This is a genomic window from Rhodoferax sp. GW822-FHT02D07, assembly GCF_058802405.1.
Genome location: NZ_JBXAOD010000008.1, coordinates 103,296 through 119,659, shown reverse-complemented (window position 1 = coordinate 119,659; position 16,364 = coordinate 103,296). Strand labels below are relative to the sequence as shown.

At 65.4% G+C, this 16,364-nt stretch carries 12 protein-coding genes; 7 read left to right on the top strand and 5 right to left on the bottom strand.

All coding sequences use genetic code 11. The features are described 5' to 3' along the window. Positions 1-140 precede the first annotated feature (140 nt). Positions 141-1,013, top strand: coding sequence for a LysR substrate-binding domain-containing protein (locus tag AC1RNN_RS17205; protein WP_493090507.1), 873 nt, complete (start codon positions 141-143; stop codon positions 1,011-1,013). Positions 1,014-1,085: 72 nt separating this feature from the next. Continuing rightward, the gene (locus AC1RNN_RS17200; protein WP_493090506.1) at positions 1,086-2,588 is read left to right on the top strand and encodes an FAD-linked oxidase C-terminal domain-containing protein; all 1,503 of its coding nucleotides are present in this window, start codon (positions 1,086-1,088) and stop codon (positions 2,586-2,588) included. Positions 2,589-2,590: 2 nt separating this feature from the next. Here AC1RNN_RS17200 and AC1RNN_RS17195 read toward each other — a convergent pair whose 3' ends face one another. After that, a complete protein-coding gene (locus AC1RNN_RS17195; RefSeq protein WP_493090505.1) occupies positions 2,591-2,995 on the bottom strand; it encodes a hypothetical protein in 405 nt (134 codons plus the stop codon). Between the two features lie 221 nt (positions 2,996-3,216). Here AC1RNN_RS17195 and AC1RNN_RS17190 point away from each other — a divergent pair, with 221 nt between their 5' ends. Then, on the top strand, positions 3,217-3,513 hold the full coding sequence (locus AC1RNN_RS17190; protein ID WP_493090504.1) for a Bor family protein: 297 nt from the start codon (positions 3,217-3,219) through the stop codon (positions 3,511-3,513). A 75-nt stretch (positions 3,514-3,588) separates the two neighbouring features. Here AC1RNN_RS17190 and AC1RNN_RS17185 read toward each other — a convergent pair whose 3' ends face one another. Further along, complete coding sequence (locus AC1RNN_RS17185; protein WP_493090503.1) at positions 3,589-4,248, bottom strand: ProQ/FINO family protein; 660 nt, start codon at positions 4,246-4,248, stop codon at positions 3,589-3,591. A 33-nt stretch (positions 4,249-4,281) separates the two neighbouring features. Further along, on the bottom strand, positions 4,282-5,139 hold the full coding sequence (locus AC1RNN_RS17180) for a phytanoyl-CoA dioxygenase family protein (RefSeq protein WP_493090502.1): 858 nt from the start codon (positions 5,137-5,139) through the stop codon (positions 4,282-4,284). 102 nt (positions 5,140-5,241) lie between these two features. On the opposite strand from AC1RNN_RS17180, the gene AC1RNN_RS17175 reads away from it, so the two are divergent. Together AC1RNN_RS17175 and rocF are read left to right on the top strand one after the other, a co-directional pair. Continuing rightward, positions 5,242-6,249, top strand: a complete 1,008-nt coding sequence (locus tag AC1RNN_RS17175) for an asparaginase (protein WP_493090501.1) — start codon at positions 5,242-5,244, stop codon at positions 6,247-6,249. After that, entirely contained in the window at positions 6,246-7,160 is a 915-nt protein-coding gene (rocF, locus tag AC1RNN_RS17170) for an arginase (RefSeq protein ID WP_493090500.1), read from the top strand. The genes AC1RNN_RS17175 and rocF overlap by 4 nt, the downstream gene beginning before the upstream one ends. Before the next feature lies 1 nt (position 7,161). Here the strand turns inward: rocF and AC1RNN_RS17165 are convergent, their stop codons facing one another. Then, positions 7,162-8,172: an MBL fold metallo-hydrolase gene (locus AC1RNN_RS17165; RefSeq protein WP_493090499.1), complete on the bottom strand. Its 1,011-nt coding sequence runs from the start codon at positions 8,170-8,172 to the stop codon at positions 7,162-7,164. Positions 8,173-8,341: 169 nt separating this feature from the next. Between AC1RNN_RS17165 and AC1RNN_RS17160 the strand changes: the two genes are divergently transcribed. Further along, positions 8,342-10,525, top strand: coding sequence for a putative bifunctional diguanylate cyclase/phosphodiesterase (locus tag AC1RNN_RS17160; protein ID WP_493090498.1), 2,184 nt, complete (start codon positions 8,342-8,344; stop codon positions 10,523-10,525). Between the two features lie 16 nt (positions 10,526-10,541). On the opposite strand, the gene AC1RNN_RS17155 is transcribed toward AC1RNN_RS17160, so the two are convergent. Then, positions 10,542-13,568 carry an L-glutamate gamma-semialdehyde dehydrogenase gene (locus AC1RNN_RS17155; protein WP_493090497.1) on the bottom strand — a complete coding sequence of 1,009 codons (3,027 nt, stop codon included), beginning with the start codon at positions 13,566-13,568 and terminating at the stop codon, positions 10,542-10,544. A 194-nt stretch (positions 13,569-13,762) separates the two neighbouring features. On the opposite strand from AC1RNN_RS17155, the gene AC1RNN_RS17150 reads away from it, so the two are divergent. Beyond that, positions 13,763-16,354: an EAL domain-containing protein gene (locus AC1RNN_RS17150; protein ID WP_493090496.1), complete on the top strand. Its 2,592-nt coding sequence runs from the start codon at positions 13,763-13,765 to the stop codon at positions 16,352-16,354. Positions 16,355-16,364: the final 10 nt, after the last annotated feature.

The window sequence follows — 16,364 nt, the reverse complement described above, 5'->3', positions numbered from 1 at the left end:
GAGCCCCATGTAGCAATCTTTGGTCAATTGCAACATCCCTGGTGCAAATGCCCCGAAATGTTGCAAGTGTCACAGACGAAAAGACGTGCAGTTTCGCAACCCCAAGCCGTCAAATCGCCCACTGGTGGCATCATTCCGCCATGAGCGCCTCCCGCATCCCCCCCATCCAGTGCCTGCTGACCTTCGAGGCGCTGGCACGGCTGCGTTCGGTGACGCTGGCAGCGGAAGAACTGTTTGTCACACCCAGCGCGGTAAGCCACCGGGTGCGGCAGCTGGAGCAGATCATTGGCACCAAGCTGTTTGGCCGCGCCGACTTTTCGCTGACCACCGAGGGCAGCGAGTACCTGGCCCATGTGCGCGAGGGCCTGACCATCCTGCAGAAATTCCCCAGCGCGTCGGCCGCACCGGGCAAGCGCAAGCTGCGCCTGGCCGTCACACCCACGTTCTCGCGCTCCATCCTGATCCCGCGCCTGCGCCAGTTCACCGATGCCTACCCCGAGATCGACCTCACGCTGCAGGTGTCCATTCCGCTGCTGGACGTGGTGGCCGAGGACGCGGACCTGATGGTGCGCTTTGGCCCCGGCCGCTATGCCGACATGGAGCACGCGCTCTTGATGAAGGACGAGGTCACGCCGCTGGCCTCGCCTGCCTTTGTGCGCGAACACGGGCCATTCGAGACGCCGCAGGACCTGGCCAACCTGCCCATGCTGCGCAGCCCGCTGGAGCCCTGGCGCACCTGGTTTGCCGCCAACGGGCTGGACTGGCCCGAGCCGGCCGACGGCTCGCAGTTCAACGACATCGGCCTCATGTGCGACGCGGCCGCCGCCGGCATGGGCGTGGGCCTGGTGCGCCTGAAGCTGGGCGCGCCCTGGCTGGACAACGGCGCACTGGTGCGCCTGTACGACCACAACGTGCCCAGCCCCCACGCCCACTACCTGTGTTGGCGCACTGGCGCGCTGGACCGCTGGGAAGTGGCCGCCTTTGCCGACTGGTTGAAAAAAGCGGTGGGCTAGGCCGCAAGATTCTTCACGCCACGGCGCCCGGCTTTCCACTAGAGTGCAACCCACACCGCCCAAGAGCCTGCCATGAACGCACCCGCCACCGCCAGCACCCAGCATTTGCTATCAAAATCAGAGCTGCTTGCGCAGATTCTGCGGGGTCTACAGCCACATTTGCCACCGCATTCACTGCTCTACCAGACGGAAGACACCACGCCCTATGAGTGCGACGGGCTGACCGCCTACCGCCAGCGCCCGCTGCTGGTGGCGCTGCCGGAGACCGAGGCGCAGGTGGCTGCCGTGCTGCGCGTGTGCCATGGCCTGAACGTGCCCGTGGTGGCGCGCGGCGCGGGCACCGGCCTGTCGGGCGGCGCCATGCCGCATGCACTGGGCGTGACGCTGTCGCTGGCCAAGTTCAACAAGATCATCAAGCTCGACAAGCGCAGCCGCACGGCCGTGGTGCAGTGCGGTGTGCGCAACCTGGCCATCAGCGAGGCCGCCGCGCCCCTGGGCCTGTACTACGCGCCCGACCCCAGCAGCCAGATTGCCTGCACCATCGGCGGCAACGTGGCGGAGAACTCGGGCGGGGTGCACTGCCTCAAGTACGGCCTGACGCTGCACAACGTGCTGAAGGTGCGCGGCTACACCATGGAAGGCGAGGCCATCGAGTTTGGCGGCGACGCGCTGGACGCGCCGGGCTACGACTTGCTGAGCGTGCTGGTGGGCAGCGAGGGCATGCTGGCCGTCATCACCGAAGTGACGGTGAAGCTGGTGCCCAAGCCGCAGCTGGCCCGCTGCATCATGGCCAGCTTTGACGACCTGCGCAAAGCGGGCGACGCCGTGGCCGCGGTGATTGCGGCCGGCATCATCCCCGCCGGGCTGGAGATGATGGACAAGCCCATGACCGCTGCGGTGGAAGACTTTGTGCATGCGGGCTATGACCTGAGGGCCGAAGCCATCCTGCTGTGCGAAAGCGATGGCACGCCCGAAGAGGTGGAGGAAGAGATTGGCCGCATGACCAACGTGCTGCGCAGTGCAGGTGCCACTGGCATTGCGGTGAGCAACAGCGAGACTGAACGACTGCGCTTCTGGAGCGGGCGCAAGAACGCCTTCCCCGCCAGCGGCCGCATCAGCCCCGACTACATGTGCATGGACAGCACCATCCCGCGTGCAAGGCTGGCCGACATCCTGCTGGCTATTGCGGAGATGGAGAAAAAGTACCAGCTGCGCTGCGCCAATGTGTTCCACGCGGGCGACGGCAATCTGCACCCGCTCATCCTCTTCGACGCGAACGACCCCGACCAGCTGCGCCGCTGCGAGCTGTTTGGTGCCGACATTCTGGAAACCAGCGTGGCCATGGGTGGCACGGTAACGGGCGAGCACGGCGTGGGCGTGGAAAAGCTCAACAGCATGTGCGTGCAGTTCAGCGCCGAGGAGAACGCGCAGATGGTGGCGCTGAAAGAGGCGTTTGACCCCAAGGGCTTGCTCAACCCCGGCAAGGTGATCCCCACGCTGCAGCGCTGCGCCGAGTACGGAAAGATGCTGGTGCGAGCCGGGCAAATCAAGCACCCGGACTTGCCAAGGTTTTGAATCTAGAAGCGTGAGCTGATGAGGAAGTTGACCGCGCCAGCCTCGCCCACAAAGGCCTGGTACTGGATGGTCTGGCCAAAAGCGGTGGTCTGCACCGAGCGCCACTGCGCCATCATGCTTTTGCCATTCGGATCGTAGGCCAGGGCCAGCGGGCTGCCGGAGAAATTGGTGAGCGACAGGCCCACGGTCTTGCGTGGCAGCGCGCCGGGCGGGGCCACGCGGGTGTCAAACGCCACCAGATAGTCTTTGAGGGAGTCTTCCAGTTGCTGGCGTTGCCCATCGGCACGCAGCACCATGGCGCGATCCGAGGCGCCCATGGGGCTTGCCGGAGCGGCGGGCGTCACCGGCGCAGGCTCCAGCGTCTGGGCTTGCAGACCGGGCACAGCAATCACGGCAAGGGCCAACACACAGCAGCGCACCACACACCTCCATGGGAATGCAAACCACTATGGCAGGTTGAGCCCTGCCCGAAAAGGGGAGAAACCGTGCTTTCTGGTAACAAATTGCGGCTTGGGGCGCGGGCGCCACACCGGGTGCATCCGGCTTGACGCCGCGCGGCGTGCGCGCTTCAATGCCTGCAGCCTGCGTGGTGCAGGCTGTTTTATTCACACCATTTGGGAGCTTTCACATGATCAAATCCGCCCTGACTGCCGTCGTCGCCACCGCCATGCTGGTGGGCTGCGCCAACCAGCGTTTCAACGTCGCCGGTGAACTGCCCGAGACTCCCACTCCCCGGACCGAAGACAGCCAAACCTTCTTCGTCAGCGGTATCGGCCAGATGAAGTCCGTGGATGCAGGCAAGGTCTGCGGCGGCGCCGACAAGGTGCAGGGCGTGGCCGTGGAGCAAGCCGGCTCCGACGTTCTGCTGGGCATCATCACGTTCGGCATCTACACCCCCCGCACCGCGCGCGTGTACTGCAAGTAAGCAGCCTACCCCGCCAGCAAAAAGCCCCGCATGCGGGGCTTTTTGCTGGCGGGGTAGGCACATGGCCCGCGCGGGTCAGATGGCCGTCGTCTGACCCAGCATGCGCGTCACCGCGCGCGGATCCATGCCGTACATGTCGGCAAACACCTCCACCGTTTTTCCGCTGGCTTTGAACGCCTTCAGCAACGCCTCCGTCTTGGCGGCCCGAGCGTTGGCTTCTGCCATCGCCTCATCGAGCACCGCATTGGCGGCCTCGTCGCGACCGCGCACCAGCTCCGCATAGGCCTGCGGCGTCAGGCCCGAGGCCTCGCAGGCCACCACGATGCGCTGGATGAGCTTGGGGCGCAGGTCTTCCTTGCTGCGGGTCTGGCGGCGGCGGAAGACTTCCAGCAGGGCGTGGTGCACATGCTCTGGCGCCATCGCTTCGACAGACTTGCCTTGCAGGTCGCACCGGTCTTCGCCGGAGGCCACGACCGTCAGATAGCGGGTAGAGCGCGCGTGAAACGCGAGTGCCGCCTTGAGGCTATCGCGCTCAAACGCGTCGGGATGCGCGTCCAGCAGGTCCAGGAAGATGCCGCGCTTCATGGGCAAGAAGGTGGCGCCAAACATGTGGGGGTAGAACTCCGCCATCTTTTCCAGTACCGGGAACACATCGGGTCTGGACGCACGCTGGCGGGTGGCCGCCGGGGCGTCAGCGGTCGGTGTTTCGGGCGGGGTGGGCAACGTGTCGGTCATGTCAGTTCGGGAGGGCGGGAGAAAAGCCCTCCATCATGACAGCAGAAAGCCCCGCACGGGATCGTCGGCTCCGCGTTGCAACCAATTGGTGGCGGCGTACTGGGTGCTCGCGTCCGTCGCATGCAGGGTGTACGCATGCCGGGACACAGCCGAGCGATTGGGCGCGCTGTAGTGCGGCAGCAGCCCGTGGAAGACGACCAGCGCCCCCGCTTTCACCTCCAGCGGAATGGCGTTCACATTGCTGGCGGGCCAAGGCGTGGCGTCCAGCTTGGCCATGGTGATGTCGTCACCCCGGCGCTCAAAGCGCTCGCGCAGCACGCCGCGCGGACCGCGGTGGCCGCCGGGTTCGGTCCACAGGCAGCCGTTGTCCAGCGTGGCGTCCTCCAGCGCAAACCAGAAGGTGGTGACGCTGATGGGCGTGGTGTCGAAGAAGGTGGCGTCCTGGTGCCAGCCCACTTCGCCGCCAATGCCGGGCTGCTTGAAGATGTACATGGACTGCCAGACCTGCGGCCGGGTCAGGCCCACATCGGCCGCCACTTCGGCCAGCGCAGCCCCGTGGCTGAAGGCCTCAAACACCGGGTCCTGGTCGTGCAGGGCGTGGCCGATCTTGTTGATGGACAGGGCCTTGGCCTGGCGCAGCTCGCCGTCCGGGCCAAACGCCTCTTCCTCAAAAAAGCAGCTCACGCGGTTGGCCGAGTCCAGAAAGTAGCGATCCACTTGGCGCACCTGGTCATTGGTGGTGAAGATGGTCTTGCTCTCATTGGGGTCAAAGGCATCGACGATGGCCTCGGCCCGGGCGCGCACGGCGGCGATCTCTGCAGCGGACTTGAAGTTGGGCAGGATGATGAAGCCGTCTTCGTGGTAACGGGTTTTCTGTTCGGACGTGAGCATGGGCTATGCAAAGTGGGGCTGTGGCGATAGCGTTTCAGTATAGACAGCCACAGCGCAAACCGCAGCAAATCGGATACCCTTCCCCGCAGGAGAACCCAGCCCGTGAACCTTGCCCCCTTCATCCAGCTCACCCGTGGCGGCACGCCCGAGTGTCTGCACTTTGGCGCCGCCGCCGTGGTGGACCGCAATGGCACATTAAAAGCCTTCGCAGGTGACCCGCACCTCGTCACCTTCACCCGCTCTACGCTCAAGGCCTTGCAGGCCCTGCCCTTTGTGGAAACCGGTGGCCCCGCGCAGTTTGGCTTTACCCAGGCCGAGAACGCCCTGCTCTGCGCCAGCCACAACGGCGAGGCCATGCATGTGGATGGTGCCAACAGCATGCTGGCCAAGGCGGGTGAAAGCTACAAAACGCTGCGCTGCGGCTGCCATGTGCCGCTGCAGTTCACTTTCTTTGACAAGGGCGCGCCCGAAGGCGCCACCTTTACCGAGGCGCACAACAACTGCAGCGGCAAGCATGCGGGCTTTGTGGCCTATTGCGTGCAGCACGGCCTGCCGCTGGACGACTACACCGCCACAGACCACCCACTACAGCAGGCCATTGCGCGCGATGTGGCACGCGCCGTGGGCATGGACGTGCAAGACATGCCGCGCGGCATTGACGGTTGCTCGGCGCCCAACTTCGCCATGCCACTCTCCAATCTCGCGCGCGGCTATGCGCGCCTGGCCAGTGGCGCTCAGGATGCCGAATTTGGCGCCAGCTTTGCATTGCTGAGCGAAGCCATGACGGCCCACCCCGAGATGGTGAGCGGCACCGGCCGCAACGACCTGGACTTCATGCGCGTGGGCCGAGGCGATTGGGTGAGCAAGGTGGGTGCGGACGGCGTGCAGGTGGTGGGCAGCAAAAGCCGCGGCGAGGCCTTTGCACTCAAGATCATCGATGGCAACAAGCCTGCGCTGTTTGCGGCCAGCGTCGAAATTCTGGACCAGCTGGGCTGGCTGGACGATGCGCAACGCGTAGCCCTGCAGCCCTGGCGCGCTGCCGAAATTCGCAACGCACGCGGCCTGCTGGTGGGCGAGCGGCTCCCTGTCTTCGAACTGGAAACTCCATGAACACCAAGATCAGCCTTATCGGCGCGCCCACCGACATTGGCGCAGGCAGCCGCGGCGCCAGCATGGGGCCCGAGGCCCTGCGCGTGGCCAACATTGCCAGCGTGCTGCAGGGCCATGGGCTGGAGGTGCTGGACCGCGGCAACCTCAGCGGCCCCAGCAACCCCTGGCTGCCACCCGTGAACGGCTACCGCCACCTGACCGAGGTGACCGCGTGGAACCGCAGCCTGCACGACGCCGTATACGCCGAGCTGCAGGACGGGCGCCTGCCCATCGTGCTGGGCGGGGACCACTGCCTGGGCGTAGGGTCCATCAGCGCAGTGGCGCGCCACTGCCGTGCCGTGGGCAAAAAGCTGCGCGTGCTGTGGCTGGACGCGCATGCCGACTTCAACACCAACACCCTCACGCCCAGCGGCAACATCCACGGCATGCCGGTGGCCTGCCTGTGTGGCTTTGGGCCGCAAGAACTCATCGAGATTGGCGGCCAGGTGCCGGCCATTTCACCGAAGTGGGTGCGGCAGATTGGCATCCGCAGCGTGGACGAGGGCGAGAAGCGCTTTGTGCACGAGCAGGACCTGGAAGTGTTCGACATGCGCTACATCGACGAGATGGGCATGCGCGCGGCCATGGAACTGGCGCTGGCCCTGATGGACGTGAACACCCACCTGCATGTGAGCTTTGACGTGGACTTTCTGGATCCCGACATTGCGCCCGGCGTGGGCACTACCGTGCGCGGCGGCCCCACCTACCGCGAGGCGCAGCTCTGCATGGAGATGATTGCCGACACCGGCCGCCTGGGCAGCCTGGATGTGTTTGAACTCAACCCCGCGCTGGACGAGCGCAACCGCACCGCGGAAGTGGCGGTGGACTTGATCGAGTCGCTATTCGGCAAGAGCACTCTGATGCGCAAATGAGCTAGAGCGGGATGGCCCGCGTCTCCCCATGCTTGAAGAGCCACACGCGGTCCTGCGCCAGACCGCGATCAGCCAAGGCCGCAGCCAGGTCGATGGGTGGCTGGTCAAACGCCTCCTGCGTCAGCATGAAGGTGCCCCAGTGCACGCCTAGGCACTGTTTGGCATCCAGATCCAGCATCAGCTGCACCGCGTCCGCCGGGTTCACGTGCATGGGCTTCATGAAATCGCGCGGCAGGTAGGCGCCTATGGGCAGGGCCACAAAGTCCACCGTGCCTATGCGCTGGCGAATGGTCTTGAAGTCATCGCTGTAGCCCGTGTCACCGGGGAACAGAAAGCGCCAGGGCTGCTCAGCCGCAGGCCGCGTCCACTCCAGCAGATAGCCACCCCACAGCGAGGCATTGGTATCAAACGCGGTACGCCGGCTCCAGTGCTGGGAGGGCGTGAAGTGCACGCGCAGCGTGTCGTTCAGCGGCAGGCTGTCCCACCAGTCCAACTCGGTCGCCCTGGCAATACCCTTGGCGTCGAACCAGGCCTTGAGCCCGCGCGGCACCACAAAGCGCGGGGTCTGGCCAGCCTTCAGCAGCCGGCGCAGCGTGGCGTCGCACAAGTGGTCGTAGTGGTTGTGGGAGATCAGCACTACGTCGATGGGCGGCAGCTCCTCAGGCGTCAGCGGGGCAGGCACCCGGCGCTGTGCGCCCAGCCGCCCGCTAGGGCCGGCGTGCGACGCCAGCGTGGGGTCCATCAGCACGTTGAGCCCGCCCACCTGCAAGAGCGTGGACACGTGGCCCAGCCAGGTAACAGCCGGTTCAACCTGCCGCTGCGCAAGGCGCATATGGTCTATGGGCTGGGTCCACTTCTGCACAAAGGCGTCGTACCCGCCGGCCGGCTCCTTCTGCGGCTTGAAGTCGCCGCGCAGCGAGCGCCACAGCATTTCGTACCAGGGGAAGTTGCCGATGACCACATTCGGGTCGGTGTTGGCAAAGCGGTGACCAGTGGGGCGGGATTCAGGCATAGCATAGGAAGGCGCAGGGATTGGATGCACCCATGATGCCGCAAGCCCCATGCCCCCGCGCTTTGCGGGTCTGTCCAGAGGGTAAGCCAGCATGGCGCGCCAGGGCAGTTTGGGATACATTCGTCTGGATTGATTGGCCCGCGCGCCGAGCAAGAGTCTGCCCGGTGCCATGATTTCAGAAGACCCCTTCCCTACCCCCGAACTCCCCGCCAGTGCCCACACCGCGCGTGCACCCCAGCGTTTCCGCGCCTGGAGCGGCTCGCAGTTCGAGGACGACAGCGACAACCTCTGGAAGCTAGCCCTGGAAGGTTCGGGCTCCGGCGCCTGGGACTGGAACCTGCTGACCGGCGAACAGATCCACTCGCGCCGCTGGCAGGAGATGCTGGGCTACGAGGCCGGCGAGATTGCCGACGCCAACCACGAATTCGTCACCCGCGTACACCCCGAAGACCTGCCCCGCGTGAGTGCGGCCTTCACCAGCTACCTGGCCGGGCACACCGACAGCTATGCCACCGACCTGCGCCTGCGCTGCAAGGACGGCAGTTGGAAGTGGATCCACACGCGCGGCACCATCGTCAGCCACAACGCGCTGGGCCAGCCCCTGCGCATGATCGGGACGCACACCGACATCACCGACCGCAAGAACGCCGAAACCGCCCTGCGCGACAGCGAGGAACGCTGGAAGCTGGCGCTGGAAAGTACGGGTGATGGCGTGTGGGACTGGCACATCAGCAGCGGGCGCGAGTTCTACTCCCGGCGCCTGCTGGAGATGTATGGCTTCTCCGAAGATGAGCTGGCCAACGACCCCTCCGCGCTGGACAGCCGCACCCACCCTGACGACCTGGCGAACATGGAGCGCGACCGCCAGGCGCACTTTGATGGCGCGACCCCCACCTACTCCAACGAACACCGCGTGCAGTGCAAGGACGGCAGCTGGAAATGGGTGCACACGCGCGGCATGGTCATCAGCCGCGACGCGCAGGGCCTGCCCCTGCGCATGATTGGCACGCACACCGACATCACGGTGCGCAAGACCGCGGAGGCGCTGGTCCGCCAGCAGGCCTATTTCGACCCACTCACCGGCCTGCCCAACCGCCGCATGCTGCGCGACCGGCTGGAGCAGGAAATCCGCCGCAGCCGGCGCGACGACCTGACCCTGGCCATCCTGTTCATCGACCTGGACCAGTTCAAGGAAGTCAACGACACGCTGGGCCACGACAAGGGTGACCTGCTGCTGGTGGAAGCGGCGCGCCGCCTGCGCCAATGCGTACGTGAATGCGACACCGTCGCCCGCATGGGCGGCGACGAATTCACGGTACTGCTGACGGAGCTCACGCCCGGCACCCACCTGGACACCCTGCTGAACAAGTTGCTGCAAACCATGGCCCAGGTCTTCCAGCTGGGGGACGAGCAGGTCTTCGTCTCTGCCAGTGTGGGCGTGACCCTCTACCCCAGCGATGGCACCGAGGTCGAAACGCTCTACAAGAACGCCGACCAGGCGCTCTACGCCGCCAAGGGCGCAGGGCGCAACCGCTTCAGCTTCTTCACCCCGGCCCTGCAGGAGGCCGCGCTCACGCGTGCGCGCCTGACCAACGATCTGCGCCACGCCATGGCCCAGCAGCAGCTGCAGCTGCTCTACCAGCCCATCGTGTCGCTGGAAAGCGGCGCCGTGTGCAAGGCCGAGGCGCTCTTGCGCTGGCAGCACCCGGAGCGCGGGCTCATCAGCCCGGCCGCCTTTATCCCCATCGCCGAGAGCAGCGGCCTGATCGTGGAGATTGGCGAGTGGGTGTTCGAGCACGCGGCACGGCAGGTGCGGACCTGGCGCAACGGCCTGCAGCCCAACTTCCAGATCAGCATCAACACCTCGCCCGTACAGTTCCAGCACGCGCATGCACCCGAGGCCAACTGGGTGCGGCGTCTGGAGGCCATGGGCCTGCCCGGCGACAGCCTGTCCGTGGAGATCACGGAGGGCGTGCTGCTCGACAGCAATACGGGCGTCACCGCCAAGTTGCTGGAGTGGCGCGATGCGGGCATCCAGGTGGCGCTGGACGACTTTGGCACCGGCTACTCCTCGCTGTCCTACCTGCAGAAGTTCGATATCGACTTCATCAAGATCGACCAGTCCTTTGTGCGCGACCTGCAGCCCGCCGCCACCAACTTCACGCTGTGCAAGGCCATGGTCGCCATGGCGCATGCGCTGGGCCTGAAAGTGGTGGCCGAAGGCGTGGAGACCGCGCAGCAGCGCGACCTGCTGCACGAGGCCGGTTGCGACTACGCGCAGGGCTATTTCTTCGCCCGCCCCATGGCGGCCGAGGCCCTGTCCGTCTGGGCTGCGCAGCAGGTCCCGGCCTGAACCGGGACGCCGTGCCTCAGTGCAGGCTGGCCAGCAGCGCGGCGTTGCCGCCAGCGGCCGTGGTGTTCACCGTCACGGTCTGTTCCGCGCAGAAGCGGTACAGGTAGTGCGGGCCGCCGGCCTTGGGGCCGGTGCCGGAGAGGCCTTCGCCGCCAAAGGGCTGCACGCCCACCACCGCGCCAATCATGTTGCGGTTGATGTAGACATTGCCCACATGGGCAGCGGCGGCCAGAGCCTGGGCGCGGCTGTCAATGCGGGTCTGGATGCCCAGCGTGAGGCCGTAGCCCAGCGCGTTGATCTGGGCAATCACCTCGGCCGGCTCACCATCCCAGCGCACCACCTGCAGCACAGGGCCGAAGATTTCGGCCTGCACCTGGGCAATGCTGCCGACTTCAAAGGCATGCGGGGCAATCAGGTTTGCTATGGTTTGCGTAGCTGCTTGCGCAGATTCCACGGGGGCTAGAAGCACTTTTGACTCTTTTTTCAGGCGTTGGATGTGGCGCTGGATGTTGTCAAAGGCCTCGCGGTCAATCACCGGCCCGAGGTCGGTGGCCAGATCGGCCGGGTTGCCAGCCTGCAGCTCCTTCGCAGCACCTTGCAGCATCTCGATCACGCCATCGGCAATGGCCGAGTGCACCACCAGCAGGCGCAGCGCAGAGCAGCGCTGGCCGGCGGAACGGAAGGCACTCTGCACCACCGCGTCCACCACCTGCTCGGGCAGCGCGCTGCTGTCTACCAGCATGGCGTTGATGCCACCGGTCTCGGCAATCAGCGGGACGATGGGGCCATCTTTGGCGGCCAGCGCGCGCTGGATGATTTTGGCCACCTGGGTGGAGCCGGTGAACACCACACCGGCCACGCCGGGCTGCGCCACCAGGGCCGCGCCCACGGTCTCGCCCGCACCGTGCAGCAGTTGCAATGCGTCCGCCGGCACGCCCGCCGCCCGCATCAGGTCCACCGCCGCGCGCGCCACGCCGGGCGTCTGCTCGGCCGGCTTGGCCAGCACGGTGTTGCCCGTGGCCAGAGCCGCGGCCACCTGGCCCATGAAGATAGCCAGCGGGAAGTTCCAGGGGCTGATGCAGACCCAGACGCCGCGTGCGGTCAAACGCAAGGTGTTGGTCTCGCCGGTGACGCCGTACTGGTAGCCGGCCTGCGCGTTGGTGACGACCGGGCAGGCGATGGGCTGCATGATGCGCTGCGCCTCGTCGGCGTAGTAGCGCAAGAAGTCCACCGCCTCGCGCACCTCACTCACCGCATCGCCCCAGGTCTTGAAGGCTTCTTTCACCAGCAGCGCGCAGAACTGCGGCATGGCGGCCTGCAGCGCGTCGGCCGCGCGGCGCAGCACCAGGGCGCGCTCTTCCACCGGTACCTTGCTCCAGATTTGATAGCTGCTAGCGCACGTTTGATAAGCGCTGGCGATGGTTTTGACATCCGCCTCGGGCACCACAGGCACGGGTGTGCTGTGCAGCGCGGCCAGCAGCGGATCGCGGTGGCTGGGCACGGTCAGGTCCAGGCCGGTGCTGTTGGCGCGCGCGCCGGGGTGGTGGCCAAACAGCTGGGCCGGCAGCGGCAGGCCAGGCTCGGGCTCCAGGCGCAGGGGCGAGGTGAGCAGAGTGTCCATGCCCACCGACTCGTCCGCCAGCTGGTGCACAAAGCTGGAGTTGGCGCCGTTCTCCAGCAGGCGGCGCACCAAGTAGGCCAGCAGGTCGCGGTGGGCGCCCACAGGGGCGTAGACGCGGCAACGGATCAGCGGGTTCTTCAGCACCTCGCGGAACACGCCCTCGCCCATGCCGTGCAGGCGCTGCAGCTCAAAAGGTGCACCTGTCTTGGCGGCCATTTGCAGGATGGCGGCAATGGTGCCGGCGTTGTGGCCCGCAAACTGGGGGAAGATCGCATCGGGCACGGCCAGCAGCGCACGCGCGCAGGCCAGGTAAGACACATCGGTGTGGTGCTTGTGGGTGAACACCGGGTAATGCGGCAGGGCCAGCTCCTGGGCGCGCTTGATCTCGCCATCCCAGTAGGCGCCCTTGACCAGGCGGCACATGAGCTTGACGCCGTACTTGCGGGCCAGCGCGGTGAGATGTTCGATCAGTTCCAGCGCGCGCGTCTGGTAGGCCTGCATGGCCAGGCCCAGGCCAGTCCACTGCGGGCAATGCACCTGTACGCGGACCAGCAAGGCCTCCAGCACCTCCAGCGACAGCTCCAGGCGGTCCACCTCTTCGGCGTCAATCGTGAGGTTGATATTCGCCGCCGCTGCCGCTTGGCACAGCGTCCACACACGGGGCACCAGGGTGAAAAGCACCTGCTCGCGGTGCGCGTCCTCATAGCGCGGGAAGAGTGCGCTGAGCTTGATGGAAATACCGTCGTTTTCGCCCAGAGCCACCGTCTTGCTTGCGCGAGTAGCTATGAATTCAATAGCGTTTGCATAGCTTTGCAGGTAGCGCAGCGCGTCCTTGTCTGTGCGGGCGCCCTCACCCAGCATGTCGTAGCTGAAGCACACATGCGCCTTCTTGCGCGCGACGTCGGCCTCCTTCATGGCCTCGGCCATGGTCTGGCCCAGCACGAACTGGCGGCCCAGCAGCTGCACGGCGCGCAGCGTGGCGGCCACCACCGTCTTGGCACCCAGCTTGCCCATGATGCCGCTGCCTTCGGTGGCGCCGGGAAGGAAATGCTTGCTCATGGCGATGGCGGTGCTGGAGAGGCGGGCCAGCACTTTGTCACCCGAGCCATCAAAGTCGGCACGGCCCAGTTGATCGGCCGTGAGGGCGATGGCGGTTTCCGCGTCGGGCACACGCAACAGCGCTTCGGCCAGGCGCATCAGGGCCAGGCCTTCGGCGCTGGAGATGGGATATTCCTTAAGCAGGCTTTCCATGGCCCAAAAAGGCGGCGGGTTGTCGCGCACCGCCTGCACCCAGGGGGCGGCCACACGGGCGGCAGCAGCCCAGTCCAGCGCGGACTCCAGCGCCTGCAGGCGCGCGGAGACGATCTCGCCCTCGGGGCGGTAAGGGTTGGGAAGACGGGCGGGGGTGGATACAGCAGTCATGGTTGGCTCCAAATGCAAATTTGGATCTATTGTTTTGCTATTTATCTAGTTTTTTTCACCAAATTAATATCGAAACATAGTTAAATATTTACCATCCAAACTTCTTTCGACGTCTCAACTGCACCCCAGCCGGATTGATTCGGATCAAGTCCACTCCCGCAATGCGGCGCACAATGCCTGCAGGAGCACCGCCCATGCCACCATCCCTCCTTTCCCTGTTGCGACCGTCTGCCGCCTGGCGAAACGGGATAGCGGCCCTGGCGCTCCTGCTGCTCCACTGCCTGCTAGGGGCCGCCCCCCGCGAAGTGCGGCTGGGCGTGTACCAGAACGAACCCAAAATCTTTCTGGACACAGCCACCCAGCAACCCTCGGGCATTTTTGGCGACTTGGCGCGTGCGCTGGCCAAGCAGGAGGACTGGACGCTGACGGTGGTACCCTGCACCTGGCAGGCCTGTCTGGACGGGCTGCAGAACGGCAGCATCGACCTGATGCCGGACGTGGCTTACACCCCCGAGCGGTCTGACATCTTTGACTTCCATGCCACGCCTGCGTTGCTGAGCTGGTCCCAGATCTATGCGCGCCCGGGCATCACCGTGCGCTCCGCGCTGGACCTCAACGGACTGCGCATTGCAGTGCTGCAAGGCTCGGTACAGCAAGACTACCTGCGCAGCCTGCTCTCCGGCTTCGGACTCAGTGCCACCCTGGTGCCCGTGCAGAACCTGGAACAGGCCATGGCCCTGGCCAGCCGCGGCGAGGTCGATGCCGCAGTGGCCAACCGCTTTTACGGCGACCTCAATGCCCCGCGCTACCGGCTCACGCCCACGCCGGTGCTGTTCCAGCCCGCGCAGTTGTTTTTTGCCACGGGCAAGGACCGCAACGCCGACCTGCTCGCTGCGGTGGAACAGCACATGCGCGCATGGCAGGCCGAACCCAATTCGTACTACTACACCATCGTCAAGCGCTGGATGACGGCCAACCCGGAATTCGCCATTCCCGCTGAAGTCTGGTGGCTGCTGGGAGGCCTGTGCGGGGTACTGGCCCTGGTGCTGGGCGCCTGGTGGCTGCTGCGGCGCGAGGTGGCAGAAAAAACCCGCAAGCTGCAGGCGAGCGAAGACCGGCTCAACACCATCCTGGACAGCGTGGATGCCTACATTTACATCAAGGACACGGAGCTGCGTTACCAATACGCCAACCGCAAGGTCTGCGAACTGTTCGGCCGCGAGCAGAAAGACGTGCTGGGACAGACCGATGAGCTGTTTTTTGACGCGCAGACTGTGGACCTGCTACGCGCCAACGACCTGCGTGTGGTGCGGGACGGCGAACGCGTAGAGGCCGAAGAGCACAACCGCAATGCACACAACGATGAGGAGCACACCTACCTGTCGGTCAAGCTCCCCCTGCATCGTCCTGATGGCAGCATTTACGCCCTGTGCGGCATCTCTACCGACATTACCCGGCAAAAGCAATCGGAGCGTGCCATCCACCAGTTGGCCTTTTACGACCCGCTCACCCGCCTGCCCAACCGCCGCCTGCTCATGGAACGCCTGCACCAAGCCTTGGCGGCCCGACAGCGCAGCGGCGAATGCGGGGCCTTGCTATTCATCGACATCGACAACTTCAAGGACCTCAACGACACGCTAGGGCACAGCGTAGGTGACCTGTTGCTGTCGGAAATGGCAACCCGCCTGGCCTCCTGCACGCGTGCGCAGGATACGCTGGCGCGCCAGGGAGGTGACGAGTTCGTGGCTATCCTGGAGGGGCTGGGGCCGAGCCTTGAAGAGGCCTCGGTCCACGCCCAGCATGTGGCCGACAAAATTCTGCGCACCCTGCGCCAGCCCTACACCCTGGGCGAGCACCCCTACCAGACGACGGTGAGCATTGGCGTGGTGCTGTTCAGTGACAACCAGCAAAGCCAGGACGAGCTGCTGCAACGGGCCGACCTGGCCATGTACCAGGCCAAGGCCGATGGCCGCAACACCGTGCGCTTCTTCAACCCTCAGATGCAGGCCCGGGTAAACGCCCGCACCGCACTGGAGGCCGATCTGCACCGGGCACTGCAAGAGCAGCAGTTTGTGCTGTATTACCAGCCCCAGGTGGATGCAGATGGCCACACCCTGGGGGCCGAAGCCCTGGTGCGCTGGCAACACCCGCAACGCGGTCTGGTGTCGCCGGCGGAGTTCATTCCGGTGGCAGAAGCCTCGGGACTGATCCTGCCCCTGGGGCGCTGGATTGTGGAGACCGCCTGCCGCCAGCTGGTGGCGTGGGCCGACCACCCGAATACCAGAGAGCGTTCGATTGCCGTCAACATCAGCGCACGCCAGTTCAGGCAAAGCGGTTTTGTCTCAGAAATCATCAGCATCCTGCAGGCGACAGGGGCCAACCCGCAGCAGCTGGAACTGGAGCTGACCGAGAGCCAGCTGCTGGATGACCTGAGCGGTGTGATCCTGAAGATGGATGCCCTCAAGGCACTGGGGCTGCAATTTTCACTGGATGACTTTGGTACCGGTTACTCCTCGCTCAATGTGCTCAAGCGCCTGCCGCTGGACCAGCTCAAGATCGACAAGTCCTTTGTCCAGGATCTGCCGCAGGAAAACTCCAGCGCCAGCATCGTGCGCGCCATCATCACGCTGGGAGACAGCCTCGGCTTGCAGGTGATTGCCGAAGGGGTGGAGACCGACGCCCAGCACCAGGCGTTGCTGGGTTTGGGCTGTACACATTTCCAGGGTTACCTGTTTGGACCGCCAGCGCCCATGCCAGTGACAGAGACCACCATCGCGGTTTCTTGACTTAAGTCAA